Source organism: Streptomyces cyaneofuscatus (assembly GCF_033109485.1).
In the GTDB taxonomy this organism is placed as follows: Bacteria; Actinomycetota; Actinomycetes; order Streptomycetales; family Streptomycetaceae; genus Streptomyces; species Streptomyces cyaneofuscatus.
This window is the reverse complement of sequence record NZ_CP137002.1, coordinates 2,845,843-2,871,598: the sequence shown is the minus strand read 5'-3', so window position 1 is coordinate 2,871,598 and position 25,756 is coordinate 2,845,843. Positions and strand designations below refer to the sequence as shown.

23 protein-coding genes are annotated in these 25,756 nt (G+C 71.3%); all 23 read right to left on the bottom strand.

Annotated elements, in window-relative coordinates; all coding sequences use genetic code 11:
• Positions 1-86 precede the first annotated feature (86 nt).
• Genes R2B67_RS12090 through R2B67_RS11980 form a run of 23 tightly spaced genes read right to left on the bottom strand, consistent with a single transcriptional unit; the run spans position 87 to position 25,753 of the window.
• The gene (locus R2B67_RS12090; RefSeq protein ID WP_018510360.1) at positions 87-479 is read right to left on the bottom strand and encodes a pentapeptide repeat-containing protein; all 393 of its coding nucleotides are present in this window, start codon (positions 477-479) and stop codon (positions 87-89) included.
• Positions 479-1,528, bottom strand: a complete 1,050-nt coding sequence (locus tag R2B67_RS12085; protein WP_317817831.1) for a BtrH N-terminal domain-containing protein — start codon at positions 1,526-1,528, stop codon at positions 479-481. The genes R2B67_RS12090 and R2B67_RS12085 overlap by 1 nt, the downstream gene beginning before the upstream one ends.
• Positions 1,525-2,280, bottom strand: coding sequence for a DNA alkylation repair protein (locus tag R2B67_RS12080; protein ID WP_317817829.1), 756 nt, complete (start codon positions 2,278-2,280; stop codon positions 1,525-1,527). Before R2B67_RS12080 ends, R2B67_RS12085 begins: the two co-directional genes overlap by 4 nt.
• Positions 2,277-3,773 (bottom strand): B12-binding domain-containing radical SAM protein, encoded by a 1,497-nt coding sequence (locus tag R2B67_RS12075; RefSeq protein ID WP_317817827.1) that lies wholly within the window; start codon positions 3,771-3,773, stop codon positions 2,277-2,279. The genes R2B67_RS12080 and R2B67_RS12075 overlap by 4 nt, the downstream gene beginning before the upstream one ends.
• 9 nt (positions 3,774-3,782) lie before the next feature.
• Entirely contained in the window at positions 3,783-4,673 is an 891-nt protein-coding gene (locus R2B67_RS12070; RefSeq protein ID WP_109979306.1) for a carbon-nitrogen hydrolase family protein, read from the bottom strand.
• Entirely contained in the window at positions 4,673-5,377 is a 705-nt protein-coding gene (locus tag R2B67_RS12065) for a class I SAM-dependent methyltransferase (protein ID WP_109979307.1), read from the bottom strand. The genes R2B67_RS12070 and R2B67_RS12065 overlap by 1 nt, the downstream gene beginning before the upstream one ends.
• Positions 5,367-6,740, bottom strand: a complete 1,374-nt coding sequence (locus tag R2B67_RS12060; protein WP_317817818.1) for a coproporphyrinogen-III oxidase family protein — start codon at positions 6,738-6,740, stop codon at positions 5,367-5,369. The genes R2B67_RS12065 and R2B67_RS12060 overlap by 11 nt, the downstream gene beginning before the upstream one ends.
• Entirely contained in the window at positions 6,737-7,651 is a 915-nt protein-coding gene (locus R2B67_RS12055; protein ID WP_317817816.1) for an ABC transporter ATP-binding protein, read from the bottom strand. Before R2B67_RS12055 ends, R2B67_RS12060 begins: the two co-directional genes overlap by 4 nt.
• Positions 7,652-7,703: 52 nt before the next feature.
• On the bottom strand, positions 7,704-8,522 hold the full coding sequence (locus tag R2B67_RS12050) for an ABC transporter permease (protein ID WP_317817814.1): 819 nt from the start codon (positions 8,520-8,522) through the stop codon (positions 7,704-7,706).
• Complete coding sequence (locus R2B67_RS12045) at positions 8,519-9,370, bottom strand: carbon-nitrogen hydrolase family protein (RefSeq protein WP_317817812.1); 852 nt, start codon at positions 9,368-9,370, stop codon at positions 8,519-8,521. Before R2B67_RS12045 ends, R2B67_RS12050 begins: the two co-directional genes overlap by 4 nt.
• The gene (mfnA, locus tag R2B67_RS12040; protein WP_317817810.1) at positions 9,367-10,539 is read right to left on the bottom strand and encodes a tyrosine decarboxylase MfnA; all 1,173 of its coding nucleotides are present in this window, start codon (positions 10,537-10,539) and stop codon (positions 9,367-9,369) included. The genes R2B67_RS12045 and mfnA overlap by 4 nt, the downstream gene beginning before the upstream one ends.
• 1 nt (position 10,540) lies before the next feature.
• Positions 10,541-11,362, bottom strand: a complete 822-nt coding sequence (locus tag R2B67_RS12035; protein ID WP_317817808.1) for a carbon-nitrogen hydrolase family protein — start codon at positions 11,360-11,362, stop codon at positions 10,541-10,543.
• Positions 11,363-11,367: 5 nt separating this feature from the next.
• Entirely contained in the window at positions 11,368-12,303 is a 936-nt protein-coding gene (locus R2B67_RS12030; RefSeq protein WP_317817806.1) for a carbon-nitrogen hydrolase family protein, read from the bottom strand.
• Positions 12,303-13,487: a phenylacetate--CoA ligase family protein gene (locus R2B67_RS12025; protein ID WP_317817804.1), complete on the bottom strand. Its 1,185-nt coding sequence runs from the start codon at positions 13,485-13,487 to the stop codon at positions 12,303-12,305. The genes R2B67_RS12030 and R2B67_RS12025 overlap by 1 nt, the downstream gene beginning before the upstream one ends.
• Positions 13,484-16,549, bottom strand: coding sequence for a flavin reductase (locus tag R2B67_RS12020; protein ID WP_317817803.1), 3,066 nt, complete (start codon positions 16,547-16,549; stop codon positions 13,484-13,486). Before R2B67_RS12020 ends, R2B67_RS12025 begins: the two co-directional genes overlap by 4 nt.
• Positions 16,546-18,111, bottom strand: coding sequence for a 4-hydroxyphenylacetate 3-hydroxylase N-terminal domain-containing protein (locus R2B67_RS12015; protein ID WP_317817801.1), 1,566 nt, complete (start codon positions 18,109-18,111; stop codon positions 16,546-16,548). The genes R2B67_RS12020 and R2B67_RS12015 overlap by 4 nt, the downstream gene beginning before the upstream one ends.
• A gap of 11 nt (positions 18,112-18,122) precedes the next feature.
• Positions 18,123-19,628 carry a hypothetical protein gene (locus R2B67_RS12010; protein ID WP_317817799.1) on the bottom strand — a complete coding sequence of 502 codons (1,506 nt, stop codon included), beginning with the start codon at positions 19,626-19,628 and terminating at the stop codon, positions 18,123-18,125.
• 5 nt (positions 19,629-19,633) lie between these two features.
• On the bottom strand, positions 19,634-19,879 hold the full coding sequence (locus tag R2B67_RS12005) for a ferredoxin (protein ID WP_317817798.1): 246 nt from the start codon (positions 19,877-19,879) through the stop codon (positions 19,634-19,636).
• Complete coding sequence (locus R2B67_RS12000) at positions 19,876-21,246, bottom strand: phenylacetate--CoA ligase family protein (RefSeq protein WP_317817796.1); 1,371 nt, start codon at positions 21,244-21,246, stop codon at positions 19,876-19,878. Before R2B67_RS12000 ends, R2B67_RS12005 begins: the two co-directional genes overlap by 4 nt.
• Complete coding sequence (locus R2B67_RS11995) at positions 21,243-22,217, bottom strand: BtrH N-terminal domain-containing protein (protein ID WP_317817794.1); 975 nt, start codon at positions 22,215-22,217, stop codon at positions 21,243-21,245. The genes R2B67_RS12000 and R2B67_RS11995 overlap by 4 nt, the downstream gene beginning before the upstream one ends.
• The gene (locus R2B67_RS11990) at positions 22,217-22,936 is read right to left on the bottom strand and encodes a hypothetical protein (protein WP_317817792.1); all 720 of its coding nucleotides are present in this window, start codon (positions 22,934-22,936) and stop codon (positions 22,217-22,219) included. Before R2B67_RS11990 ends, R2B67_RS11995 begins: the two co-directional genes overlap by 1 nt.
• Complete coding sequence (locus R2B67_RS11985; RefSeq protein WP_317817790.1) at positions 22,933-23,619, bottom strand: class I SAM-dependent methyltransferase; 687 nt, start codon at positions 23,617-23,619, stop codon at positions 22,933-22,935. Before R2B67_RS11985 ends, R2B67_RS11990 begins: the two co-directional genes overlap by 4 nt.
• On the bottom strand, positions 23,597-25,753 hold the full coding sequence (locus R2B67_RS11980) for a molybdopterin-containing oxidoreductase family protein (protein ID WP_317817788.1): 2,157 nt from the start codon (positions 25,751-25,753) through the stop codon (positions 23,597-23,599). The genes R2B67_RS11985 and R2B67_RS11980 overlap by 23 nt, the downstream gene beginning before the upstream one ends.
• Positions 25,754-25,756 lie beyond the last annotated feature (3 nt).

Genomic DNA, 25,756 nt, shown 5'->3' with positions numbered 1-25,756 from the left:
TGTCTGTGGACGGGCCGGGGTGGCGGGCCGGGGAGGACGGGCCGGGGAAGACGGGCGTGAGCGCGGCGGGCGGCCGCGAGGGCCGCTCAGTCCGGCCAGATGGTGAGGATGTCCGAGATGACCTGCGACCGTGCGAACGACGGATCGAGACACGCCCCCGTGAGGTCGGCCCCGCTGAGGTCCGCACCCTCCAGAACCGCGCCGACCAGCCGGGAGTTCGCCAGATCCGCCAGGATGAGGTACGCCTCGCTCAGATCGGCGCCGTCGAGGTCCGCCCCGCGCAGATCGGCGGACATCAGGTACGACCCGGTGAGCACGGCCCCCCGCAGATCGGCGTGTGTCAGGTCCGCCCCGCTCAGGTCCGCGCCCGACAGGTCCGCGTCGCGGAGGTCCGCGCGTACGCCCTCGGCCTTGCGGAGCCGTACGTACGCGTTCCACTCCGCGGGGCCCTTCCGCAGGACCGCTTCGTCCGTCTCCATCAGCCTCTCCCCTGGATGGCGGTCAGTCCGGCCAGGGCCCGCTTCTCCAGCTCCATGGACGCGCGCACCGAGGTGACGACCGCGTCGACGAGCCCCGCCAGCTCGGAGTCGTCGGCGCAGGCACTTCGGGCGAGGAGCGCCTTCCCGAGCCCGGTCCAGTGCTCCGCGCTCTGTTCGAAGAGGTCGGCGGCCTCGGCGTACCCGGGGTTGTCGCAGTGCTCGAAGAGGGTGGTGAGGAAGCGCGCGATCATGGGACGGAACATCCCGCCCCCGGTGCCGAAGGACTCGATCTGCCGTCCCAGGTGCAGGAGTTGACGGGCCAGCGCGGTCGTGGTGATCACGTTGCCCTGGAGGTCGACGTCCTCCACCTCGCCCCGCTTGGTGGTCGCCCAGGACGGGGCGGTCGCCGTCAGGACCTTCATGGCGGGGATCCCGAGGCTCCGGCTGCCCGGTTTGAGGACCTCCCGGCTCAGGGTACACACCGCGACCGGGGCGACCAGGTCGAGCCGGGGCGAGTTGCGCGGCGAACCGAAGGTGTAGACCCGCCAGTTGGGGTTCAGGGGCGGCGAGTTGCGACTGCCCCGGGCCGCGGTGAGGTCGTCGGCGCGGACCAGCACCGTGCTGTCGCGAGCCGGGTCGGAGACCTCGAACTCGCCCTGTCCGGTGGCACGGACGACGTTGACGAAGTACCCGCCGAAGGAGGCCCGGCCCGCCAGACCCCAGTACGGCAGGAGTCCGATGTCGACCCGCGTGGTGGCGGCCGGTACGGTGCCGAGGATCTCCGCCAGCCCCGCGGCGGACCGCGGAGTGTGCGCGTGGACCGCGACACCGAGGAGCCGGGCCGCCCTGAGCGGCATGACCACCTGTTTCCCCACGATGATGTCGGGCGTGTTGCCCCGGGTCGGGAAGTACGAGAAGCCGAAGCCGCCGTCCAGGCCGAACACGACGTGCTCGTCGATGTCGTGCCCGAGGGCGGCCAGGACGTTGCGCTGGCAGGCGCTCTCGCTGTGGATACCGGCCCGGTGCACATAGCCGTTGCCGTCGCTCATGCGCGCGCACCTCCGTAGAGAGCCATGAGGGCACGCCGGTCGTCGGCGCCCATTCCTTCGAGGGCGTACCGGAAGGTGTCGCGCCGCATCCGCGGGTGCCAGGCTCTCAGGAACTCCCCTACGGCCCGCGGGTGTTCCCGTGCGGTGACCTTGAGCAGCCAGCCGACGCCCTTCTGGACGTAGTGTTCGTCGTCCGCCATCAGCACCGTGCAGTTGTCGAACACATGCGTGAGCGGCAGTTCGTAGACCTCCTTGCCCACCCGGCGGCGCACCAGCTTGACCAGTGCCACGTTCGCCGCCCGTCTCGCCCACGGGCCGCCGTCGAGCCACTCGCGGGTGCGGGGGATCTCGTCGAGATGACCGAGGAGGTAGGGGTGGAGCAGCTTGAGGCACAGGTCGTCGCACTGCGCCCAGTTCGTCACATGGAGGTCGAGCCAGACGCGGGCGTGGTCGAGGAGCTCCCCGCCCAGCCGGCGTCCGGCGATCCCGTACAGAAGGGCGTAACCCGCGAGGGTCTCCTCGTGGTGCTTCGACTGCTCGACGAGGGTGTGGGCGATCGCCAGCCGGTCCACGGGCGACAGGTCCGGCCGCTCGGCCAGCCAGGACCGGGCCAGGCCGGTGACCGCGCCGTTGTTCACCCCGAGCGCCGGGACCGCGGTGCGGAAGTAGCGCTGCATCGAGACGGCGAACCCGGGGTCCGCCCGGTCGGCCAGCAGTTGCCGCAACTCGGCCGCGGCGGCCTCGGGGTTCATACGGACGTCCCCAGGGTGAGGGCCACCGGCTTCGCCTTCGGCCGCGCGGGCCGCAGCCGGGGCTTGTCGGCCATCACATAGGCGTACTCGCGCTTCATCTCGGCGACGGTGTCGGCCGAATGCTGGGCGCGGCCCTGCAGGTTCTGGCCGCGCAGCCCCCACCACAGGTACCAGTTGCGGTGGCTGAGGTAGGAGTTGCGGACGTAGTCGAGGGTGTCCTCGTCCCGCAGGATCTCCGGTTCGACGTAGTAGGCGGGGACGAAGGTGCCCTGGCCCTGCTCCATGATCCCGGCCTTGACCGCCTGCTTGAGCAGCTTGGTGCCGCTGAGGATGCGGATGCCTAGGTTGGCGTAGATCTGGGCGGGGTTGAGGTACCGCTCGGTGAAGGTGATGGACTCCCGCAGCGCCGCGGAGGTCTCGCCCGGACCGCCCAGGAAGACGCAGTGGGTGTGCTCGATGCTGCTCTGCGTGAACAGCCGGTCGACCTCGACGACCCGGGCGAGGTCGAAGCCTTTCATCAGGTCGGAGAGCGCCTCGTCGGTGAACGCGTCCGTGCCGAGGTCGACGCGGATGCAGCCGGCCGCGGCGAGCAGTTCGACGAACTCCGGGGTCACCGCGTTGGGCGTCAGCTGGCAGTACCAGGGGACGTCGAGCTTGGCCTTCACCATCTCGTTGCACACGTCCGCCGCGTAGTCGAGCGGGAAGTTGAAGGTCGCGTCGACGATCTCGAACTCCTTGACCTCGGGGTTCTCGAACATCGCCCGTTTGATCTCGTCGACCACCGCCACCGGGTCCTTGAAGCGGTTCCCCTTGCCCTCGGTCTTACGGATGATGCAGTACGAGCAGTAGAGCTTGCAGCCCCGCTTGGTCTGGAGCGTCTCGATGGCGGGCTGGGTGTCCCGGGTGAGGTCGGACGCGGCCGACACCCCCTCCTCGAAGTACCGGGGGTCGTACAGCGACCGGTCGGGCTCCAGGGCGCCCAGATCGAAGCCGGTGTTGGGCGGGTTGTGGACGAACTCCCCCTCTTCGTTGACGTAGCAGAGCCCGGAGATGTCGTCGCGCGCCCCGCCGATCTCCAGGTACTGCAGCAGCTGCGCCATGCCGACCTCGCCCTCGCCGGCGATGCCGTAGTCGGGCTGGGCGTACTCGAAGAACGCCATCGGCTCGACGGAGAAGCCGGAGCCGCCGAGGACGACGGTGGCGCTGGTGTACTTGCGGACGCACTGCACGATCTTCTCGGTGAGGGGGCCGAAGAAGATCGGGTCGACGAAGGTGAGGTTGTCGAGGTTGCGGACCGCGATGCCCACCACGTCGTAGGTGGTGGAGGTGAGTTTCTCGCGGACGGCCTTGAGCTCGCGTGACTCCCACAACAGGTCCAGTACGTCGACCTCGTGCCCCGCCTTCTTGACGGCGGCGCCGATGTAGGCCATTCCGATGGGCAGGGCGGGCCGGGGTACCCGGATCTTGTTCGTGGAGATCAGCAGGACACGCATCGGATGCTCCTACGTCTGGCTGGACGCCGTGGCTGGTCCAGGTGCTGGGGTGGTGGCGTCGGGAACGGACTGCCAGTACGTGCCGGGCTCCAGGTCGTGGCGGAGCGTGGCCTTCTCCCGGTAGCGGCGCATCCGGTCGAGGTCGATCTCCACGACGCCCACGCCCTCGCCCTCGGGGAGGACCAGCATCCGCTCGTCGCCGTCCTCGAAGTCGAAGCGCTCGGACTCCAGGAAGAGCGGGTCGGCCAGGATCTGGCTGCGTCCCATGTAGCCGAAGCCGGCGTAGAGGTTGTTGCCGATGCCGGAGGCGAACGCGAGCACGCACTCCCCGTCGACGGCCCGCACCGGCAGCCGCATGTCGGCGACGTACGTGAACATGTCCGGCACCAGCGCGGAGCAGACGACGATGTCCACTCCGCGGCGCAGGTACTCCCGGGTGACCTCGGGGAAGTTCACGTCGTAGCCCTGCATGAGGCCTATCCGCCCGATGTCGAGATCGAACGTCGGGTAGACGGTGCCGCCGGCGAGGTAGCGGCTCTCCAGCTCGTGGCGGTGGACCCGGCGGTAGGTGCCGCGCAGTACGCCGGAGCGGTCGACGAGGACCGAGGTGCTGTAGTACGCGCCGTCCTCGCCGCGCTCCAGGAGGCCGGCGACGATGTGGACCCCCTCCTCGGCGGCGAGGGCGCACAGCCGGTCGGTGGCGTCGCCCGGGATGGGCACCGCGACGTCGGCCACCTCCAGGATGTTGCCCGAGGTGAGGAACGCCTCCGGCAGGCACACCAGGTGCGCCCCCTCGGCCGCCGCCTGCCGGACCAGGCGTTCGGCACGCCGCAGGTTGGCCGGCTCCCGGCCGAGCTTGGACTCCATCTGGACCACCGCGATCCTGGTGGGGCGGCCCATCACATGCTCACCGGGGTGACGGGGCGGTTGGAGATCACCAGGCCCAGGTCCTCCTCGGCCACGTGCCAGTCGTCGAGTCCGGCCTCGCGCAGCAGGTCGCGGGCCTGGCCGGGGGAGTAGGCGGCCTTGAGCGAGCGCATGAACTGCTCGCCGCCCTCCTTGACGAACTGGAGGATGAACGTGATGTGGCCCTCCTCGGCCAGCCGGTTCACATCCTCGATGAGGACCGTGCCGTCGGGTTTGCAGATGCGCGCGGCCTCCCGGAGGGTCTCCACGGGCCGCCGCCAGCGGTGCAGTGACGAGAAGGAGTAGACGATGTCGGCGGAGTCGTCGGGGAACGGCAGCCGGCTGAGCTTGGACTGCTCGAACTCGACGTCGCCGGCCATGTTCGCCCACACGCCCAGGGTCAGGTTGTCCTCGGCGACGTCCACCAGGTTGGCGAACTCCTCGACCCCCGACACGGCGACGTCGGGCAGCCGGCCGGCGACGTGCAGGGAGAGCAGCCCGGTGTTGAACCCGATGTCGACGAAGTCGCTCATGCCCTCCCGGTAGGCGGCCAGGATGCGCTCGGTGGGGCGCTTGTACGCCATCAGCGCGGAGCGGCGCATGCCGAGGTCGTAGGCCCGTACGGCTTCGATGTCGTCGTGCGGCCGGTCCAGCGGGACCCGTTCGGCGAGGTCGAGCAGCGGTGCCTCAGTGGTCATGGCAGCCTCCCTGGGATCCGGAGTTGACGATTTCGAGCGGCAGTGACCGCTGCGGGGAGATGAACCCGGTGATGTCGGCCCCGAGGTGCTGCGGATAGCGGCGGAACTCGGGGGAGTAGAAGGCCTTGGAGATGTTGTCCAGGTAGTACCAGCCCTTGGGGCCGGTCACCTCGATGCCGTCGGCGTCCGCCGTGACGAGCCCCTTCTCGACCAGGTCGGCGATCTCGTCGGCGAACATCTCCAGGAAGTTGACGCCGTGCAGCCGCATGAAGCGTTCGCGGTTGAGCCGGCCCGCCTTGATGCCGAGCACCATCGTCCTGCGGATGGCCTCGTCCTTGGGGATGTGCCGGCCCATCGAGATGGGCAGGCGCCCCTCGCGGACGATCTGGACGTACTTCCCGAGGTCGGGTTCGTTGAAGTACCAGTGGTCGCGCAGGTGACCGGTGGCGGTGGGCCCGAGCGGGATGATCGGGACGTCGTCGCTCCAGGACGTCTCGCCGTACTTGGGCTGGAAGCCGGGCTTCGCGAAGCAGTCGCCGTAGTAGCCGAGGAAGCCGTTCCGCGTGAGCTTCTCGGCGGCGAAGAAGAACATCTCGTCGACCAGCTCGCGGTCCGGTACGGGCGGCAGCTTCCGGCGCTTGGTGGAGACCTGGGCGAACTCCATGTACGTGTAGAACGACACGCAGGTGACGCCGAGTTCGATGGCCACGTCCAGGCTGTGCTCCCAGCCCTCCATCGTCTGCCCGTTGATGCCGTGCATGAGGTCGATGTTGATGTTCTCGAAGCCGGCGGACTGGAGCAGGCGGATGCTCGCCTTGAGCATCTCCGGGTCGCTGGGCCGGCCGATGTTCTTCAGTTCCTCCTCGACGAACGTCTGCACACCGAGGCTGATGCGGCGCACCCCCCGGTCGAGCAGTACCTTCGCCTTGCGTTCGGTGATGTCGATCGGGGTGGTCTCAATGGAGAAGTCCGCGTCGGGGGCGAAGGTGAAGCTGGAATGCAGGTGCCCGAGCAGGTCGTCGAGCTGCTGCGCGGTCAGCGAGGTGGGGGTGCCGCCGCCGATGTACCCGAGCGTGATGACGTGGTCCTGGATGTACGGCCGGCTCGCGTAGTTGGTGATCTCCGCCTTCAGCGCGTCGAGGTAGGCCAGGGTCAGGTCGCGCTCGGTCTGGAACTTGATGTACGGGCAGCTGAAGCAGAGCCGGTTGCAGAACGGGATGTGCATGTAGACCCCCATCTGCCGGGGGGTGAACACCTCGTCCTCGGTGACCGCCACGTGCTTGGTCGGGTACTGCCGTACCCACTCGCTGTCCCGTTCCGGGTATTCCTTCCAGAACGGCATGCTGGTGGTGGTGATGCTCATGGGCTGTTCTCCAATCCGGTGTGCCGGGCGATGGCGCGGACGATGTCCGCGAGCGTCGCCTGGTGGTAGGAGGCGGCGCGGAGTGCGATGCCGTCGGCGTGGGCGAGGGTGACGATCTCTCCGAGCGCCCGGGGGTGCTCGCCCGTGTCCAGTTCGACGTCCGCGCCCGAGCGTGCGGGGTGGACGGCCCGGACCGCGCCGTGGCGTGCGACCAGGGTGCGGGACCACTCCTGGAGCGGCCCGGGGTCGTCGTCCGGGTGGGTTTCGAGGACGAGCCGGGGGTTGCCCGCGGTCCGGGCTATGTCGGCCAGGGAGGCGCCCGGGGCCTGGCGGCCGCCGTGCAGGACGACCACCGAGTCGGCCAGGGCGTCGAGTTCGTGGCGGTGATGGCTGGCGAAGAGCACACCGACGCCGTCCTTCTTCAGGTCCGCCACCAGCCGCAGCAGCGTCTGCTGCGCACCGGGGTCGAGGCCCGCGGTGGGTTCGTCCAGGATCAGCAGGTCGGGGCGGTGCGCGACCGCGGTGATGATGTGGAGCTTGCGCTGGCTGCCGCCCGACAGGGTCCGTACGTACTGGTCCGCGCTGCTCTCCAGATCCGCCAGGGCCAGGAGCTCGGGCACCCGGCCGGGGTCGGCCCGGCGCAGCCGGAGCTGGTAGCGGACGTAGGCCTGGACCGTCACACCGTCGGGGAGCTCCTTCGCCTGCTGGACGTAGCCGATGTGATGGCTGACCCGGCCCCAGCGGCGGGCGTCGGTGCCGCACACCGCCACGGTTCCGGAGCGGGGTTTGAGCAGCCCGGCGACGAGCCGGATGACGGTGGTCTTCCCCGCGCCGTTCGAGCCGATCACCGCGACGCCCTCGCCGGCCGCGACCTCGAAGGAGATGCCCCGCAGGGAGAATTCCGGACTCACGCGGTACTCCAGACCGGAGACCTGGAGTACGGGGGGTCTGTTCCCGGTTCTGTCAGCCACGGCCGATCCTCCGTCTGAAGGCGTACGCCGCCACGGCGACGGCCACCACCGCGTAGCCGACGGCCAGGACCAGGGCCTCACCCGACGCGGACGGACCCTGCCCGGTGGCGGCCCGGAACAGCTCCACGTTGACCGAGAGCGGGAGGCGCTCCATGACCTCGCCCACCCACCCCAGGTTCCCGAGCGGGAAGAAGACGCCGGCGAAGTACATCAGCGGGATGACGATGATGTTGACCACCGCCGGGAACGAGATCTCCGTCGAGAAGGTGGCGATGACGACCCCGAGCCCGGCGAACACCAGGCACCCGGTGACGAAGGCGAGCGCCGCGAGCGGCACCGACTCCACGGTGGCGTCGAAGACGGCGATGCCGAGCACCAGGACCGCGGCGAACTGGAACAGGCACTTGCACACCACCCCGGCGAACCGTGCCACCAGGAATCCCGAGTACGACAGCGGAGAGAGGATCAGGTCCTCGATCGTGCGCCGGTTGCGGTCCACGATGATCGTGTAACCGACGGTGTAGGCGCAGCTGAACATGACGCCCGAGGCGAGGATGCCGGGGAAGACGAAGTCGAAGAAGGTGGCCGCCTCCCGGGTGGGGCTCGCCATCTCGTCCGTGGCCGCGCCGAACGCCAGCACCATCGAGACCGAGGTGAGGAAGGTGGAGACGGAGTACAGCTTGTTGTCGAAGAACTGCCGGAGGTCCAGGGCCACCAGCCGGAACACATCGACCAGCCACTCCGAGAGCGCGAACCGCCGCCCCCGCGGGGGCGCGGCCGCGTGGTCACGTCGGGAGACCGGCGCCGTCATCGTCCCTCCCAGATGTAGGAGGTGCGCCAGGTGGCCTCGGCGTCCGCGCGGAACGGCAGCCGGTCGGCGGCCTTGCGCCGCTTGCGCGGGTACACGGTGGCGGTCGCGACGCCCTCCCGGACGCGCGCCGGGATCTCCGCGAGCACGTCGGCGTCATCCGCCTCGTCCCCCTGGACCAGCCCGTCGACGACGCAGCTGCGGCCCACGTACGACATCCCGACGAACCGGTTCTCCCCGGAGCAGCTGCTCAGGACCAGGGCGGTCTGGTTGTCGACGGCGCGCGCCCGCGCCAGCGACCTGACGTGGTGGGAGAAGTCGGTGAAGAGGCTCGCCACGCACACGATCACATCGACGCCCTGGCCGAGGAAGCGTCTGCTCGCCTCGGGGAAGCGCAGGTCGTAGCTGACCTGCAGGCCGATCCGGCCGAGCGGGGTGTCCAGGGCGTCGAGCGGCTCGCCCGCCGCCAGGTAGTCCCGTTCCCCCTCCCACAGGGAGGCCCTGCGGTAGACGCCGAGCAGATCCCCCGACGGGCCGACGAGGACGGCGGCGTCGTAGATGTCCCGGCCTTCCGCCAGCAGCACGCCGGCCGCGATGTGCAGCCCGTGGGTGCGCGCCTGCTCGGCGAGGAAGGTCATGACGGGGCCGTCGAGGGGGGTGGCGTCCTTGCGGATCGACGGGAAGTTCAGCCCGGTGGCGAACGCCGCCGGCAGGCAGGCGAGACCGGCCCCCTGACGCGCCGCGTCGGCCAGCAGCTCCGCCGCGCGGGCCTGGTTCTCCTCGCGCCGCCCCGGGTCGGTCCGCAGCTGGACCGCGGCGAGGGTGAGTCCTTCTCCCTTGAACAGGCTCAACGCACGGTCACCCCCGCCCGGATGTCGTGGTCGGCCCGGATCAGGGCGGGGACGAACTCGTCGATCACGTCCCGGGTGACGTGCCGGGTCACGACGATGCGGACGGCGTCCTCGAAGCGCTTCGAGGTGGACACGATCCAGCCCCTGGTGTCGAGGAGGTCCGACACCTCCACGGCGTTCGGCACCCGGACGACCACGATGTTCAGCTCGGGCCGGACGATCAGGCCGTACCCGGCGTCGGCGAGCCGGTCGGTGAGGTGGCGGGTGTTCTCGTAGTTGGTACGGGTGATGCCGACGAACCCCTCCCGGCCCAGGTGCTCCAGGACGGCGTAGACCGCCACCGCCGCGCTGCCGGGCCGGGTCCCGAGGAAGGTGGTGTGCGCGGGGGTGCCGTGGAAGAACGAGTCGGCCTGATGGGCCTCTTCGTCGCGGAACAGGACCGCCCCGGCGGGCACGTTCGCCAGGCCGTACTTGTGCGGATCGATGGTGATCGACCGGACGCCGTCCAGGCTGAAGTCGAACTGCGGCAGTGGCAGGCCCAGTTCACGGGCGAACGGGATGACGAATCCGCCGGTGGCCGCGTCCACGTGCAGCCACACCCCGTGCGGTTCCAGGACGGCGGCGATGTCGTCGACCCGGTCCACCACACCCAGTTCGCTGCTCCCGGCGGTGGCGACGACCGCAAGGGTGTGCTCGGTCAGTGCCTTCTCGACGGACTCGGGCGCCAGGCGCAGGCCGTCGTCCACGGGAACCCGGACGGAGGTGACGCCCAGGGCGGCGAAGATCTTGTCGAAGGAGAAGTGGACGGTGCTCCCCACGACGACCTCCGGCCGGTCGCTCAGCCGGCCCGTCCTCAGCGCCTCCCTGCGGGCGGCGAGCACGGCGAGCAGATTGGCCTCCGTGCCGCCGGAGACCAGGCTGCCCGCCCCCTGCGGGCGGCCGAGCAGCTCCAGGAGCAGGCTCACCACCTTGCGCTCGATCCGCTTGGTGCCGCGGAAGATCCGTACATCGCCGAGGTTCGTGTGCGCGGCGGCACGGGCGGCCTCGACGGCCACCGGATGCGGCTCGGTGCAGATGGAGTTGAGTACCCGGGGCCAGGGGACGTCCTCGGCCAGGGCCGCGGCGATCTCCTCACGCACCGCGGTCTCGGGGAGCCCGGTGAGGCGCATGTCAGCCTCCCGTTCCGGTGGTGGCGCCGGTGGGCCGCTGCCCGCCGGTGAGACTTCCGTACAGCTCCGGCCGCCGGGCCCACAGCCCGAACCAGAGGGTCTCCTGGAAGCGCAGGTCCGGCTGGCGCAGATGGCGGATGTGGTCCGGGTCCCAGGCCGCGCCGGGCACCGACTCCCGGGTGCCGGCCCAGGCGAGGAACCCGTCGGGGACCGCGATGCCCGAGCCGCCCGCCGAGGGCGCGTCGAGCCCGGCGGCCAGCGCCACGCCCACGGTGTTGAGCGTGGCGATGCCCCAGACGGCCGCGTGCTGGCTGTCGGTGGTCACCCCGCTGGTGGAGCCGGCCACGAGCAGCAGTTCGGCCCCCGCGAGGCACTGGATACGGGGCGGCTCGACCAGCCAGAAGTCCGGGCCGAGCAGCACACCGACCCGCCCGTGCTCGGTGTCCACCACGGGGAAGTCGTCGCCGGTGGCCGTGGTGGACCGGTCGTCGACGGACCGCCGGACGACGGCCCGGACCTCGCCCGCCGGGTCCAGCAGGTGGGCCACCTGGTCGAGCCCCGCCCCGGACGCGCTCTCCTGGGCCCAGGAGCCGGTGAGGACGTACGCACCGCGCCGCCGGGCCAGCTCGGCCAGCCGGGTCAGCGCCTCGTCCCGCAGCGCGGGCGGCAGCGGACCGGCGTCGGGCGCGGCGAACGCGTTCTCGGGGAGCACCACGAACCCGGCGTGCCGCCCGACCCGCTCGCCGAGCAGCCCGACGACCGCGTCCAGGGTGCTCCGGGCGTCGGCGCGGCGGCGGTACTGGGCCACGAATATCTGGCTCATCATCCTCACGCCCCCGCCTGTGCCGTCGTCGTGGGAGCGCCCGTGGGCCGCCCGTCGGCCTCGTTCGAGGCGAGGCTGGTGCGCAGCTCGGCCGCGAGGTCGCGGTGGATGCCCACGTACGGGCCGAGCAGCGGCGCGTACGCGTCGGGGCGGCGCGTCGCGATCCAGCGTTCGCCGTCGCCCCGCGGCTCGGGCGGGTCGAGGTCGGCGTGGAGGATCTGCGGCCGGGCGCTGCCGGCCTGTGCGGTCACCCCCTCGGGCGAGACGACCAGGCTGGTGCCCGCGAAGTGGATCTGGACCACCCGGCCCTCCCGGTGCCCCTCGACCAGCCCGACGGAGCTGGCGTACACGACGTTGACGCCGTTGAGATACGCGGTGGTGCGCAGGGCGTTGACCATGAGCGCCTGGTTCTGGCGCAGGGTCCCACCCGGTACGAAGACGGTGTGGACCCCGGCCAGCGCCATGACGCGGATCGACTCCGGCACCCAGAAGTCGGAGCAGACGGCGAGTCCGACCCGGCCGAAGTCCGTCTCGACGATGCCCAGCGAGTCGGCCGGGCGGCAGACCACCATCTCGTTGCCGAACACATGCGCTTTGGCGGCCCGGCCGGTGATCTCACCGTCCCGGTCGAGAAAGAGCGAGGTGTTGCTGTACTTGCCGTCGTCGAGCTCCTCGACGATCGAGCCGAGCACGATGTTGGTCCGCGTGCCCCGTGCCAGCTCCCGGAAGGTGTCGACGGCGGGTCCGGGTATGCGGGTGTCGGTGAGACCCCGCAGGTGGGTCTGGCCCGGCATGTACCAGGGCGGGCCGAGGAAGAACTCCGGGAAGCAGATCACGTCGGGATCCCCGGACGCGGTGGCCTCCTCGATGGCGCGGTGGGCGTTCTTCAGCCCGTCGGCCGGGTCGTCGGCCCAGCGTGTCTGTACGACCGCTACCTTCATCAGCTGCTCCTCGTACGGGTGTCGCCTTCGGACAGGTCTTGCTCGGGCACCGGGTGGCCCACGGACGCCGGGTCCTGCTCGGACGGCGGGTCGTTCGCGGACGCCGGGTCGTTCTCGAAGGGCAGGAGTTCGACCGCGGTGCCGAACCGGCCGCGTACCAGCTCGCGGAGCGGGGGCAGATGGCGGCCGTCGGCGCCTGACAGGGCGCAGGTGACCGTGAGCCGGCCGCCCGAGGGGCGGCTCGTGACCTGCCCGCGGGGGTGCGGAGACGTGAACAGGCAGTGCTCGACGTCCGCCTGGGTGATCGGTCCCCGCTCGGTGAGGACGGCGTCGGCGACCCGTCCGAGCGGGACGACGAGCTGCCGGCCCGAGCCGCACGGGCAGGACGTGCCCGGTGGGGGCAGTTCCACGAGCTCCCCGGTGGGCTGCGCCACCGGGGCGGGTTCTCCCGGCCGATGGATGTCGAGCACGAGTTCTCCCCGGGTGGAGCCGGGGGCGAGCAGGCCGGGGGCCGTCGAGCGCAGGCGCGCCGTGAAGCGGTCCGCCACCAGGTGGAGCCGTCCGGCCCGGCAGGCGGTGGCGGTGGCGGGCCGGACGGGCGTGCCGAACAGCTCGGTCGCCGACGCGCCCCAGGCGTCCGCGATCCGACGCAGCCGCTCGGGCGCGGCCGGGCGGGTCGTGACGAGCGTGGTGAGGCTCGACGCGGCGGGGTGCCCGCCGCCCGCCTCGTCGAGCGCGGCGAGGTCGGCGGCCAAGCGGGGCGAGCACACCAGCGTCGTCACCCGGTAGCGGTGGACCAGACCGAGCAGCCGGGGGAGCGGGCAGATCGTGTTGCTGGTACCGACGCTGATGAGTGAGGCGCCGAGCCACTCGATGGCCCGCTCGACGGACGCGCCCTCCAGGGACAGCTCGTAGGGGGCGGCGACGATCACGACGTCGTCGGGGGTGACGAGGTCGCCCAGGGCGAGGGCGATGTCGATCTGGTTCAGCATCCACTCCGGCCGGCTGGTCCGAACCGGGTGGGTGGTGCCGTCGGGCCCCTCCCACTCCCCGTACCGCACCGGCGCCGAGGGGTGCGCGGGCGCGTCGGCGCCACCGGGGGCGCCGCGGTGTGCGCCGGCCTCCAGAGTGTCCAGCCACTGGTCGAAGTACGCCTCGAACCGGGCGGTCACGGACGAGGTCATGTGGTGGCTCCCGTCTCGGCCGGTTCCTCGGCCGCCATCCATCCGTACACGGAGGCGTTGCCGAGTTCTCCGCGGTCCAGCGGCCTGCGGTCGCCGTCGGTCCCGGTCCGCAGGACCCTGCCCAGGACGAGGATGTGGTCGCCCAGCCGGTAGCCGCCCGCCGCCCGGCACTCGATGAATCCGAAGGCGCCCTCGATGCGGGGGCAGCCGTCGGCGGTCGCGGCCCAGGCGACGTCGTCGAAGCGCTGGTCCGGCCGGGTCCGGGCGAAGGCCCGTGCGAGGTCCGCCTGTTCATCGCTGAGGATGTTGACGCAGAAGTGCGGGCGGGGGGCGATGCTCGCCCAGCTGGAACTCGCCGCCTTCACCAGGAATCCGATGAGGGCGGGCTCCTCGGAGACCGTCGTCAATGAGGCGACGGTGAGGCCGCGTGGCGTCACCCCGCCGTCCGCCGCGTCGCCGCCACAGCCGGTCACGACGGCGACCGCGCTCGGCAGCGGATCGTCCGCCCCCGCCCGCAGGAGCGCCGCCGGCTCCGGGCGGACCGGGCGCCCGGCCGTGGACGCGGGGGCGGACGCGAGCGGTGCCGCGGGCCGGGCGGGGGCCGCGGCGGACCCCTCCAGGGCCCGGCGCAGGTGCAGCGCGCTGGCCGACGTCCCGGACGCGCGCAGTTCCTCCGGGGTCCCGCAGTGGACGACCTTTCCCCCGGCGCGGCCCGCCCCCGGTCCGACGTCGACCACCCAGTCGGCCACGGCGACGACCCGCAGGTTGTGCTCGATGGCGACGATGGTGTTGCCGGAGGCGATGAGGCGTTCGAAGAGGGCCAGGAGATGGCGGGTGTCCGCCGGGTGCAGGCCCCGCGTGGGCTCGTCGAAGATGAACAGGGTGCCGCCGCGGTGCTGCTTGTTCAGTTCGCCGGCCAGGTTGAGGCGTTGTGCCTCCCCGCCGGAGAGGGTGGCGGTGGAGGAGCCGAGCGGCAGGTAGCCCAGGCCGAACTCGTCGAGGACCCGCAGCGCCTTGACGATCTTGGTGTGGCCGAGCCGGCCGAACCAGGCGAGGGCGTCCTCGACCGTCATCGACAGCACGTCGTGGATGCTGCTGCCGTCGAGCCGCACCTGAAGGACATGGGCCTGGAAACGCCGTCCGTCGCACTCCGGGCAGACCACGTGCTCGCTGCGGAAGAGCGTCATGTCGACCTCGGCGAGGCCGAGCCCCTTGCACGCCTCGCAGCGCCCCCCGACCACATTGGTGCTGAACTCGGAGCGGCCCAGGTTCTGTTCGACGGCCTCCTCGCTGCCCGCGAAGGCGTCCCGGATGTGGTCGCCGATCCCGATGTAGGTGGCGAGCGTGGAGCGGCTGGAGCGACCGATGGGGCGCTTCTCGACGTACGTCACATGGTCGAGGTGCTTGATCCCCTCGACATCGCCGGACGCGCCTTTGAGGGCGTCCGTGAGCTTCTCGTGGAGGCTCGCGACGAGGGAGCTCTTGCCGGCTCCGGAGACTCCGGTGACGCAGGTCAGGGCGCGCAGCGGCAGCCGTACGGACTGGTCCTCGACGTTGTTGCGGGTGAGGGACCGGACGTCGAGCCACTCGGCCCCGTCCGGTCCGGCCGTCCTCCGCACGGCGGGCGGGGAGTGCAGGGCCTTCGCGGTGGGGGAGCCGGGGTGGTCGAGCAGCTCCGCGACGGGGCCCTCGAAGACGACCTCCCCGCCGCGGGAGCCGGCGCCGGGGCCGAGCTCGACCACCCAGTCGGCGGCGGAGATCACGGCCTCGTCGTGCTCGATGGCGATGACGGTGTTGCCCAGGTCCCGCAGCCGCCGCAGCGAGGCGATGATGTCGTCCGTCTCCGCGTCGTGCAGTCCGGCGGTGGGTTCGTCCAGGACGTACATGACACCGGTGAGGTCGCTCGCCAGATGCTGGGCCAGCAGCAGTCGTTGCAGCTCGCCGCCCGAGAGGGTGACGACCGGGCGCCGCAGCTGGAGGTGGCCGAGACCGACCTGCGCGATGTTGGCGCACTGTTTGACGATCTCCTTGGCCAGCTCGCGGACCTGGCCGGGCAGCCGCCCCTTCGCCAGGGCGTCCCGCAGCCGCGCGGTCGAGTCGGTGAGCTCGTCCCGCTGGAACTGCGGGAAGGTGCGGCCGTCGACGGTGGCCATCAGCGACTCGGTGCGCAACCGGCCGCCTTCGCAGGCCGGACAGGCTTCCCTGGCCAGGTAGTTGGCGAACGCGTTGCGCCGTGCGGGGCTGCTGGCGTTGCGGTAGGCCCGTTCGAGGAAGCCGAGGATGCCTTCGAACCGGAAGTCGTTGGTGACCTTGCTGAGCTTGATCGAGTAGACGGTGTCGCTGCCGTGCAGGACCCGCTCGCGCTGCTCCTCGGTGAGGCGGGCGAAGGGGCGGTCGAGCGGGATGCCGGTGTCCTGCGCCATGGCCTCGAACACCTTGCGGCAGTTGGGCACGGCGAAGGTGCCGGAGTCGGCCCCGTCCCAGATCTCCTTCAGGGTCCGCGACGGGTCGGGGACGATCCGGTCGAGTGAGAAGCCGACCAGCTCGCCGACCCCGTCGCAGTGCAGGCACTTGCCCTCGCGCCGGTTCGGACTGAAGTGCTGGGCGGAGTGCGGCTCGGTGTAGACGCCGCAGTCGGAACAGAGCAGGTCGCTTCCGGTCGGGCCGAAGCAGACCGGGCACACCGGATGGGACGCGGCGCCGAACAGCATCCGGTAGAGCCCGTCGATCCCGGTGAGCGTGCCCACCGTCGAGCGCGGGTTGCTGTATCCGCCGTCGCGCTGGCGCAGAGCCACGGGCGGCTGGATCCCGGCGATCCGGTCGAACTGGTAGTCACCGTCGCCCAGATCGAGGGACTTGCTGGAGAGCGCGCCGAGATAGATGGACTTGGAGTGCTCGAACAGCGTGTCGATGATCAGCGAGGACTTTCCCGACCCGGAGACCCCGGCCGCGACGATGAACTTCCCCTTGGGCAGCGTCACATCGACCGACCTGAGGTTGTGGGTCGTCACGCCCTCCAGGACGATGGAGCCGTGGCCCTCGACGGAGCTGTCGTCGTTCATGGCTGCTCCAGCAGGTCGGCCAGGACGCGTGCCGCGGCTTCGCATCCCGGAAGATCGGTGAACGTGGTGTAGAGCGCGGAGCGGACCCGGGCGGGATCACCGCGGTTCCACGCCTCGTACAGTTCCTGCCGCATGCCGAACCGGTCGATGACCAGGTCCCCGGCGAGCCGGAACATCCGCGACTTGTCCTCGACCGGGGTGTCGCGTCCGCCCATGTACAGATCGAGCGCAGTACGCAGGTCCGGTGCGTGCAGATCGCCCTCGGCGGGCTGCATGATCAGCCCGGAGGCGCCGATCTGCCGGACGATCGCCGACGCCCGTTGCGAGAAGTGGCCGGCGATGGAGTCCAGGGCCGCGGTCGTCCCCGGAGCGAGCAGGCCGCTCTTGGTCCGGGTCGCGTCCCGGGTGATCGACTTCAGTGCGAGATCGACCACCGACACGTAGGAGGCCAGCTCGCCGAGCAGGGCGCCGACCTCGCGGAACCGGTCGACCCCGATGGACTTGGCGAGCAGGGACGCGACTCCGAGCATCACCCGCAGCCGGTGGTGGAGCCGGATCTGCCCGGTGTACAGGGACCAGCGGTTCAGCGCGTGGAACCCCTTGACCGCGGTACCGGCGTCGTCGAGCAGGAAGACGCGGTCGCGGGGGATGAAGGCGTCGTCGAAGACCAGCATGGCGTCCTGCTCGTCGAACCGTGACCCGAGCGTGTGCGGCTGCCCGTGGTACGAGCGGCGGCAGAGGATCCGCAGCCCGGGGGTGTCGAGCCGGGCGCCGAACCAGCACACGTACGCCGGGTCCTCGCGCAGGTAGTTGGCGGGTGAGAGGTAGATGAGGACGTCGTGGGCGTACGGCGCGAGGGTGGCGATCTGCTTGGCCCCGCGGACGACGATGCCGCTGTCGTCCCGGTGCACGACCCGCAGGCCGAGTTCGGGCCGCTGGACGGGCGTGACCGAGCGGTCGACCTGGGGATCGCCGAGGCCGTGGGTCAGCACGAGGTCGTTCTCGCGGCAGTGCAGGTAGTACCGCTCGGCGTTCTCCGCGAACACCGGGTCGACCTCGCCGAGAGCGTGCCGGAAGTCGTGGAGCCCGACCGCCACATTGGCCATGAAGTCCGGTATCCGTGAGATCTGGCCGTGCGAACCCTCCACCCAGTGCCGTGAGTTGATCCACTTGCGGTCCAGGTCCTCGGGCGTCCTGGGCGTCAGGTACGAGAGACTGACCGGATGCCCGCTGACCTCGGACCGGAACGTCATCTCCCGCCCCAGCTCGGGTGAGCGCTGACGGTCGTACAGGCCCGCCAGCGTGCGCAGCATCGGCCGGAAGTCGGGGTGCGTGGTCACGTCGACCCGCTCGCCCTCCACCCACACCTCCCGGTCGTCGGCCAGGCTGGCCACGAAGGAGGCGCCGTCGTGGGCCCCCAGGCCCGGCCTGCCGTCGTGCGCCCCCGGCTCCGGCGGGGGGCGGGTGTCACCGGGGCTGGTGTCACCCGCCGGGGTGTCACCCGCCGGGGTGGCGGTCGGCGCGGCGGTCGGCGCGGCGGTCTCGAAATCTGATGTCGGCATTCCCGGCCTTCCTACGGCGTCCGTTCGGGTGCGCCCGTCGTGAACTGCTGGTATCCCTGCTCCTGGACCTCGGGGAAGTACTCACGGGTCGCCTCACCGACGATGCGCATCAGCTCCGCGTCCACGGACGCGGGATCGGTGAGCAGGGTGGCGAGAGGGGAGCCGTCGACGCGGCTGGTCAGCTTGGTTCCCCGCGCCCGGTGCACCGCGCTGAGCGCGTGCTGGGCGTTGGCGGCGTCCCGCATCTTGTAGACCGCCGCCGGCCCGTCGGAGACGCCGATCATCGACTTGGTGCCGCCGCTGCCCAGGCAGTTGCGCGGCATGTGCAGATGCTCGTGCCGCCACTCCTGGTACGTGTGGTGGAGCCGGAACGCCTGGTGCAGCACCTGATGGCGCAGCCAGGATTCCGGGTCCGCGTGCCGGTCGGTGTCGAGCGCCAGCGTGGCGCCCTCCAGGGAGCCCTCGCCGTCCTCGGTCAGCCACTTCGCGATGTCGTTCCAGAAGTGCTTGAAGAGGTCCTTGAACATGTGCTGCTTGATGGCCAGCGAGTGGGTGCCGCTGGCCGGGCCCAGGTTCTCCCGGAAGCCGTGGTAGTCGCCCGTGGAGAGCAGCTCGGCCATGACGCGCTGCGCCTCGACCATCGGGCCGAGGACGGCGTTGCAGACCGCCAGGTGCGCCGCGGCCCGGCTGAACGCGCCCGAGCGCAGGTCGCGTACGGCCTGTTCCAGGTGGTCGTTGGACTCCGCGGTCAGGATCTCCGGGATCTGGTGCAGGGCCACGAACTCGCCGTGCAGGGTCGTCGGGGCGAGCTCGGTGGCGGTGACCGCGTCGGCGAGCAGTTCCGTGCAGAGGATCTCGTTCAGGTCCCCTTCGAGCGGCAGCGGCACTCCGGAGAGGTCGCTCTCCCACTTGGTGGCGTCGTGGCTGCAGATCCGGATGGAGTGCAGCAGCCGGTACAGCGCGTCGTCGGTGCCGGCCGTCGCGATGGTGGCCCGGACGGTGAGCGGGTCGCTGACCAGGAGCGAGCAGCGGACCTCGTCGTCGAAGGCGCGCAGCTCGTCGACGTAGCTCTCGCAGCCGGCCGTCTCGGCCAGGTCCGCCAGACGCGTGCCGGGGCGGGCGGTGCTGCCGTAGAGGCTCTGTGCCTCCTGGCACACCGAGCCGAGGCCCCGCAGCAGCCGGTGGAAGCCCATGCTCCAGTGGAGGAAGCGGGCTGCGGTGGCGAGGTCGCCTCTCCCGACGGCCTCCCTGGCCCGTCCGGTGAGCCGGGCCAGGTTGAGCAGGCTGACCTCGGACGCCTGGAGCACCGCGCGGACGGTGGAGGCGTACGAGCCGGGTTCGGTGGGGAACTTCTCCTTCGCCGCCGCGATCAGGTCGATCCGGTGGAGGTGGTCGTAGCTGGGCGCGATGGCCCCCAGCTCGTTGCGGGGCGGTCCGGCCTCGGGGCAGCCGGCCGGTGCTCCGGCGCCCGCCCCGAGGGCGGGTACCGGGCACGCGTGGGTCTCTTGCGCGGGCATCGCGGTCACTCCTCGGTGGAGATGCGCAGGTAACGGATGGAGTTGCTGGGGCACGACTCGTAGGCGTCGAGGACCTGGTCGAGCTCGTCGTCGTCCTCGGGCTGTTTGTGGACGTAGTGGGTCTCGGTGTCGGGGTCGCTCTCGAAGTTGTCGGGGGCCAGGTCACGGCAGAGCTGGCAGTCGATGCAGGTGTCGTCGATGTGGAAGCGGCCGGTCAGCGGCAGCCGGCTGGGGAGCGGGGCCTCGGTCACGGTGCCCGCCTCCCCGGAGTGCGCAGGAAGTTCCGCATCGTCGGCTTGGCCGAGGTGCGCAGCGCGTGCTCGAAGGCCGGGACATCGAGCACCCCGAACCGGGTACCGGCGCCGAACCGCCGCTTCACCTCCGCGGTGATCGCGTCGCGGATCAGCCCGTCGGCCGCGCTCCCGGGCGGCAGCGCGATGTCGAGGTCGGGGCCGTCGACATCGAAGGCGAAGAAGTACGGCGGCCGGGTCAGCGCGCCGAGGACGACGTCCTCGATCTCCAGCTGGGAGGCCCAGCCGCGCCCGACGGCGATACGGTCCCCGAGCCGCCCCCGGTGGCGCAGCCGGCGCAGCGGGGAGCCGCAGGAGCAGGGCTCGGCCTCGATGCGGCAGGTGTCGCCGGTGCGGTAGCGCAGCAGCGGCATGGCCCGGCCGGCGAGCGTGGTGACGGCGAGCTCACCGGTCTCCCCGTCGGGCAGCCGTTCGCCGGTGGCGGGGTCGACGATCTCGAAGTAGGTCCGCGTCTCGACGAGATGGAGGTCCTGTCGGGGGCAGAACATGGCGAGCGTGTTGGTCTCGGTCATACCGAACATCGAGTAGACCGAGGCGCCCCATTCCCGGGCCAGCAGTGCCTTCTTGGCGGGCGAGGCCCCTTCGCCGGCGGTGAGGATCTTGTCGACGGCGAGGTCCCGGGCCGGGTCGAGGCCACTGCGCCGGGCCACCTCGCCGAGCAGCAGGGCCCGGGTGCCGGAACAGATCAGGGTGGTGGCCCCGGAGCGCCGCAGTGCCCGCACCATACGTTCCGGAGGGCAGTCGGGGGACGCCGCGCCGAGTGGCACGATCGTGCAGCCGAGCAGCTCCAGGGCGCGGTCCAGGTCCTGGCCGACCCCGGCGAGCTCGTACGGGACGGCGACGGCGACTACATCACCGCCGTCGAGCACCGCGGAGAGCAGCCGGGCCACGGTGAGGTTGTTCTCGACCCAGTCGTCGGCGGAGAAGAAGGCGGCTATCGAGCTGCCGTCACCCGTCCCGGAGCTTTCGTCGAACCGGGTCACCTCACGCAGCGGCACCGCGAGCAGCCCGAGCGGGTAGGCCGCGGCGAGGTCCTGCCGGGTGGTGAAGGGCACCGACCGGAAGGCCTCGGGGTCCGTGGCCACGGCCTCGACCAGGGACTCGGGGAGCCGGGCGGAGTAGAAGGGCGAGTTGCGCTGGGCGTGGGCCACGGTGCGCGCCAGGGCCGACTCCGCCCACCGGCCGAGCCCCTCGCGGTCCAGGGACGCCACCTCCGCCACCCGGCGGGCCACCCGGCGACGGGCCGCCAGCACGTCGTGCAGCCGCTCCGTCCGGGTCGCCCGGCGGTCCGTCGGTGTCGTCGTCATGGGGTGCCCGCCAGCTTCGCCATGGCGTCGCGTTCGGCCTGCCCGAGCTCCGTCAGGATGGCCGAGATCTCCTCGCCGGCCTTCCGGAGCACCGTCGGGTCGGACTCGCCGGCCACCAGCCGGGCGATGCGGGTCCAGTCGGCGGCCAGGCCCCGGTAGGTGTCGGCGGCGGCCGCGTAGGAGGTTTCGCCGGTCAGCTCGGCGGCCTCGTCGAGGAAGCCGGCCCACAGGCTGCGGAAGAAGCCGCCGCCGGTGCCGCCGTCCTCGATGCTGTGGGAGAGGAAGCTGAACGCGGCAGCCGGGTCGTCGAGGGTGTCGCACCAGCCGCGTACGGCGGCGGCCGCCTTCCCGAAGCCCTTGTGCCCCATGTTGGTGATCGGCGGGTTCAGGAAGGCGTGCGCGGTCTCGGCGACCGCCTCCCGGCACCCGGCGGGCAGCCCCGCCGGGTCGTAGGCGCTGTCGCCGAGGCGGAACGCCAGGCTGCGGGAGCTCATCGGCCCCTTCGCCGCCCGGGCGCGGGCGAGGCTCTCCCGGCCGGTCGTACGGACCCCCAGGCCCTGGGTCTCGACGACGGTGTAGGTCCCGGAGGCGTACCCGACGCACGGCACGTAGTGCGCCGCGAAGTGGTAGCTGTCCTCGGCGTAGTCGAGGTGGTAGCGGTCGAGCTTGAGGCCGACCACCTCGCCTTCCTCCAGGGCGGCGACGAGTTCCCGTTCGGCCTTGGCCGGGGAGGTGGTCTGGCTCTCGCGCAGTTCGACACCGAGGGCGCGGGTGGCGTTGCGGATCAGGTGGTCGGGCTTGACGCGGCCGCCGAGGAACGGGGCCGGCATCTGCTTGGAGTGCCAGTAGAGGAACGACAGGCCGCGTCCCAGACCGAAGACCAGCGGTTCGCTGACGTCGATGTCGCGGGACCGCAACATGTTGACCAGGGCGCTCGATTCGCAGTGCTCGCCGGACAGCCAGTTCGCCATCAGACCTCCCCCCGGGGCGTGACGCCTTCGCCGTCCGCGCCCGCCGCGCTCCCGTTGTCCGCCGGGCCGTCCTTCGTACCGGCGTCGTGGACGATCTCCAGCACCGACCGCGTGACGTTGTTGCGCAGGTGCCCGTAGGTGTGGCCCACTTCGTCGGCCTCGGTGTAGGCGATCGCCTCGACGTGCGCGATGCCGCCTTCCAGCCCGGCGAGGACCTCCCGGACGTCGTCGGCCGTGGACACCTCCAGGGCGACGTGCGACATCAGCCGCCGGCGTTCGGTGACGGGCCTGCCGGTCCAGGCGCCGAAGTGCCGGCAGGTGAAGGTCTCGATCACCCTGCCGTCGGGCAGGGACACCGACAGCCACCAGCCCGGGGTGCCGTACTGCCTTGGGGAGATGTACGACGGGCCCATCTCGACCCCGGTCAGCTCCCCGTCGCGTTGGAGGCCCTCCAGGTAGGAGTGCCAGCGGAACACCTCCTCGTCGGAGGCGTAGTCGCCGAGGTAGACGCCGATGTGGTTGACGCCCGCGAACCGCGCGGCGACCTCCGCGGGCGACCGGCCGCACCAGGTGCGCAGGTACGTGGCGATGTCGACCTCGGTCCACGCGGCGGACTCGGCGAGCAGTTCACGCCAGACGGCGGGAAACTCGGGACCGGTCGGGAACGTGCCCGCCTCGGTGCTGTGGGCGCAGGGGTGGCTGTGGGTGGCGGTGGTCATGACTCCTTCTCCTTCCGTCCCGCGATCACCAGTCCCATCTGCACGGCCGTCACCTCGTCGGCTCGGATTCCGGCTTGCCGGAGCAGATCGGCGGCCTCGGGGACCGTGTAGGCGGACCGGACCGAGGTGAGGAACCCCGGTCGCATGTCGACGGCGATGTTGGCCTTCATGAACTGGAGGGTGGTCCGGTCGATGTCCCGCCGCAGATCGGAGACGCAGAACACGCCGCCGGGGCGCACCACGCGGTGGATCTCGCGCAGCGCCCGGACCGGGTCCGCCCACTCGTGCAGGGATGCCGAGCTGAAGGCGTGGTCGAACGCCCCGTCCGGAAAGGGCAGTTCGAGGATGTTCCCGACGGTGTAGTCGGTACGGGACGACACCCCGTAGGCTCGGGCGTTGGTCCGCGCCCGGTCGAGCATCGCCGGGGAGATGTCGACGCCGGTCAGGGTGGAGTCACCGGTCGTCCCGACCAGCCATTCCAGGCCGAGATAGCCGGGCCCGCAACCGGCCTCCAGGGCCCGCCCGGAGCCGATGCCCGCGTCCCGGACGCTGTCGACCTTCTCCTGCAGCCAGCCGCGGTCGCGGATATGACGCTGCATCTCGTCGTATTTGAGAGCGAGTTCGGGCCCTTGCAACCCGACCTCGGTCTCGTGGATCCGTTCAGTGCCCCGGATGCGCGCCATGGGACCCTCCTTCCGGCTCTGGATGCGACGGCTGTGGATGCGCGAGTCCGGCGGCTCCGGCGGTTCCCGCGACCCGGCGCATACCGACGGGCACCCCGCGCAGCATCGTGCTGCCCATGTACGGGTCACGGCGGTCGCCGTCCGTGATCCGGTTGACCGACGATCTGGTGGCCGCGTCGACGTCGTCCTCGTCCGGGTACCACCAGCCCGCGTCCGCGACGACGACATCCGGGGCCACCGCGTCGGACACCCGGGCCCGCATCACCACGCCGGGGCGGCCGGGGTCCCGGTAGATCTCCACCGGGTCCCCGTCTGCGACCGCCAGACGTTCGGCGGTGCGCGGGTGGAGTGTCACGCGCGGTTCGCGGTAGCGGTGGGAGGTGGTGGGGAGCTGCCGGAACTCGGTGTTGAAGAACTGGATGTTGTGCGCGCTGGTCATGACGTACGGCAGCTCGTCCGTGGTGGCGGGCGGCGGACGGAAGCCCGGGAGCGCGTCGTACCCCATCGCCTCCAGGCCCCGGTGGGCAAGTTCCACCCGGCCGGAGCGGGTACGGAAACCGCCCTGCTCGTACTTGCGGTACCGCCTGGTGTTGGGGAGGTGGCCGATCTCCTGGAACTGCTTCCAGGTCAGGCCGATGCCGCTCAGCTTCGCGTCCAGCGCGGCCTCGACGCTCGGAGCGAAGTGCTGCCCGACACCGAGGCGCTGCGCCAGCTCGATGATCATCTCCTCGTCCGGTCTGGCGCCCTCCACGGTCGTCACCCGCCGCCGGGCCGCGAGGTAGGAGTTGAACTCCACGATCTGGTCGCGCTCCAGCCAGGAGGAGGCCGGGAGCACGACGTCGGCCAGCCGCGCCGAGGGGGTCATGAACATGTCGGCGACGCCGAGGAAGTCGAGCTTGCCGAGTGCCGCCCTGGTCGCCGTCGCGTTCTCGTGCGATACCAGCGGGTTGGAGCCGAAGACCAGCAACGAGCTGACACGGTAGGGGCGTTCGTGCAGGATCGCCTCCTGGAGATCCGTCGGCGCCACCCAGCCGGTCATGGAGAGCACCTTGTGCACGGCGCCGCCGATGCGTTTGGCCGCCTGCTCCTCCGAGAGCAGATCGGACCGGGGGAAGCCCCGTCGGCCCTCGATCGGCATGGGGTCCCAGATGACGTCCCCGCCGGGGGCGTCGAGGTTCCCGGTCAGGGCGGTCAGCACGGCGATCGTCCGGTGGGTGTCGAAGGCGTTGTCGGACTGCGAGAGGCCCGTACCGGCTTCGACGCAGGCACGGGAAGCCTGCGCGTACATCCGGGCCGCGGTCTCGATGTCCTCCGGTGCGAGTCCGGTGATCGCGGCCACCGCCCCGGGGCCGTACGGGCGGACGTGCCGCTCCAGCGCGTCGAAGCCGGAGGTGTGCCGGTCGACGAACTCCGCGTCGTACCACTTGTTGGCGATCACCAGATGGACGAGGCCCAGCGCGAGCGCGGCGTCGGTGCCCGGCCGCAACTGCAGGTGGAGGTCGGCGCGCTGGGCGGTACGGGTGCGCCGGGGGTCGACGACGACGAGACGGGTGCCGCGTTCCAGAGCGCGCAGGAGGCCGACGCCGATGACACCGTCGGAGTGCGTGTTGAGCTTGTTGCTGCCCCAGAGCAGGGCCACCTTTGGGTCCCCGGCGTAGTCGCAGAATGTGAAGCCGCCGTACGTGAGGATCGACGCCATGACACGCGGGTAGAAGCACACATGGGCCGGTCCCACCACGTTGGGCGTGCCCAGGGCGTTCGCGAGCCGGAAGACCCACTCCTGGTAGTTCCGGTCGGTGCCCTGGCCGAGGACCACCGACTCGGGACCGTGACGCTCCGCGCTCCGCCGCAGTTCGTCCGCCACCCGGTCCAGCGCCTCGTCCCAGCCGGCCGGGCGGAACGCCCCGCTGCCGCGCGGGCCGGTCCTGATCAGGGGGGTCCGGAGCCGCTCCGGACTTCTGACCAGGTCCAGGGACGCCTTGCCCTTGATGCAGAAGTAGCCCTCGCTCGTCGGATTGTCCGGGTCACCGGTGATCCCGGTGGGCACCCCGTCGGTCAGCTCCACGAGCGCGCCGCAGCCCCCGTGACACATGCGGCACACCGTCCGCACCGTGGTGGTACGCCCTTCGCCCATCGC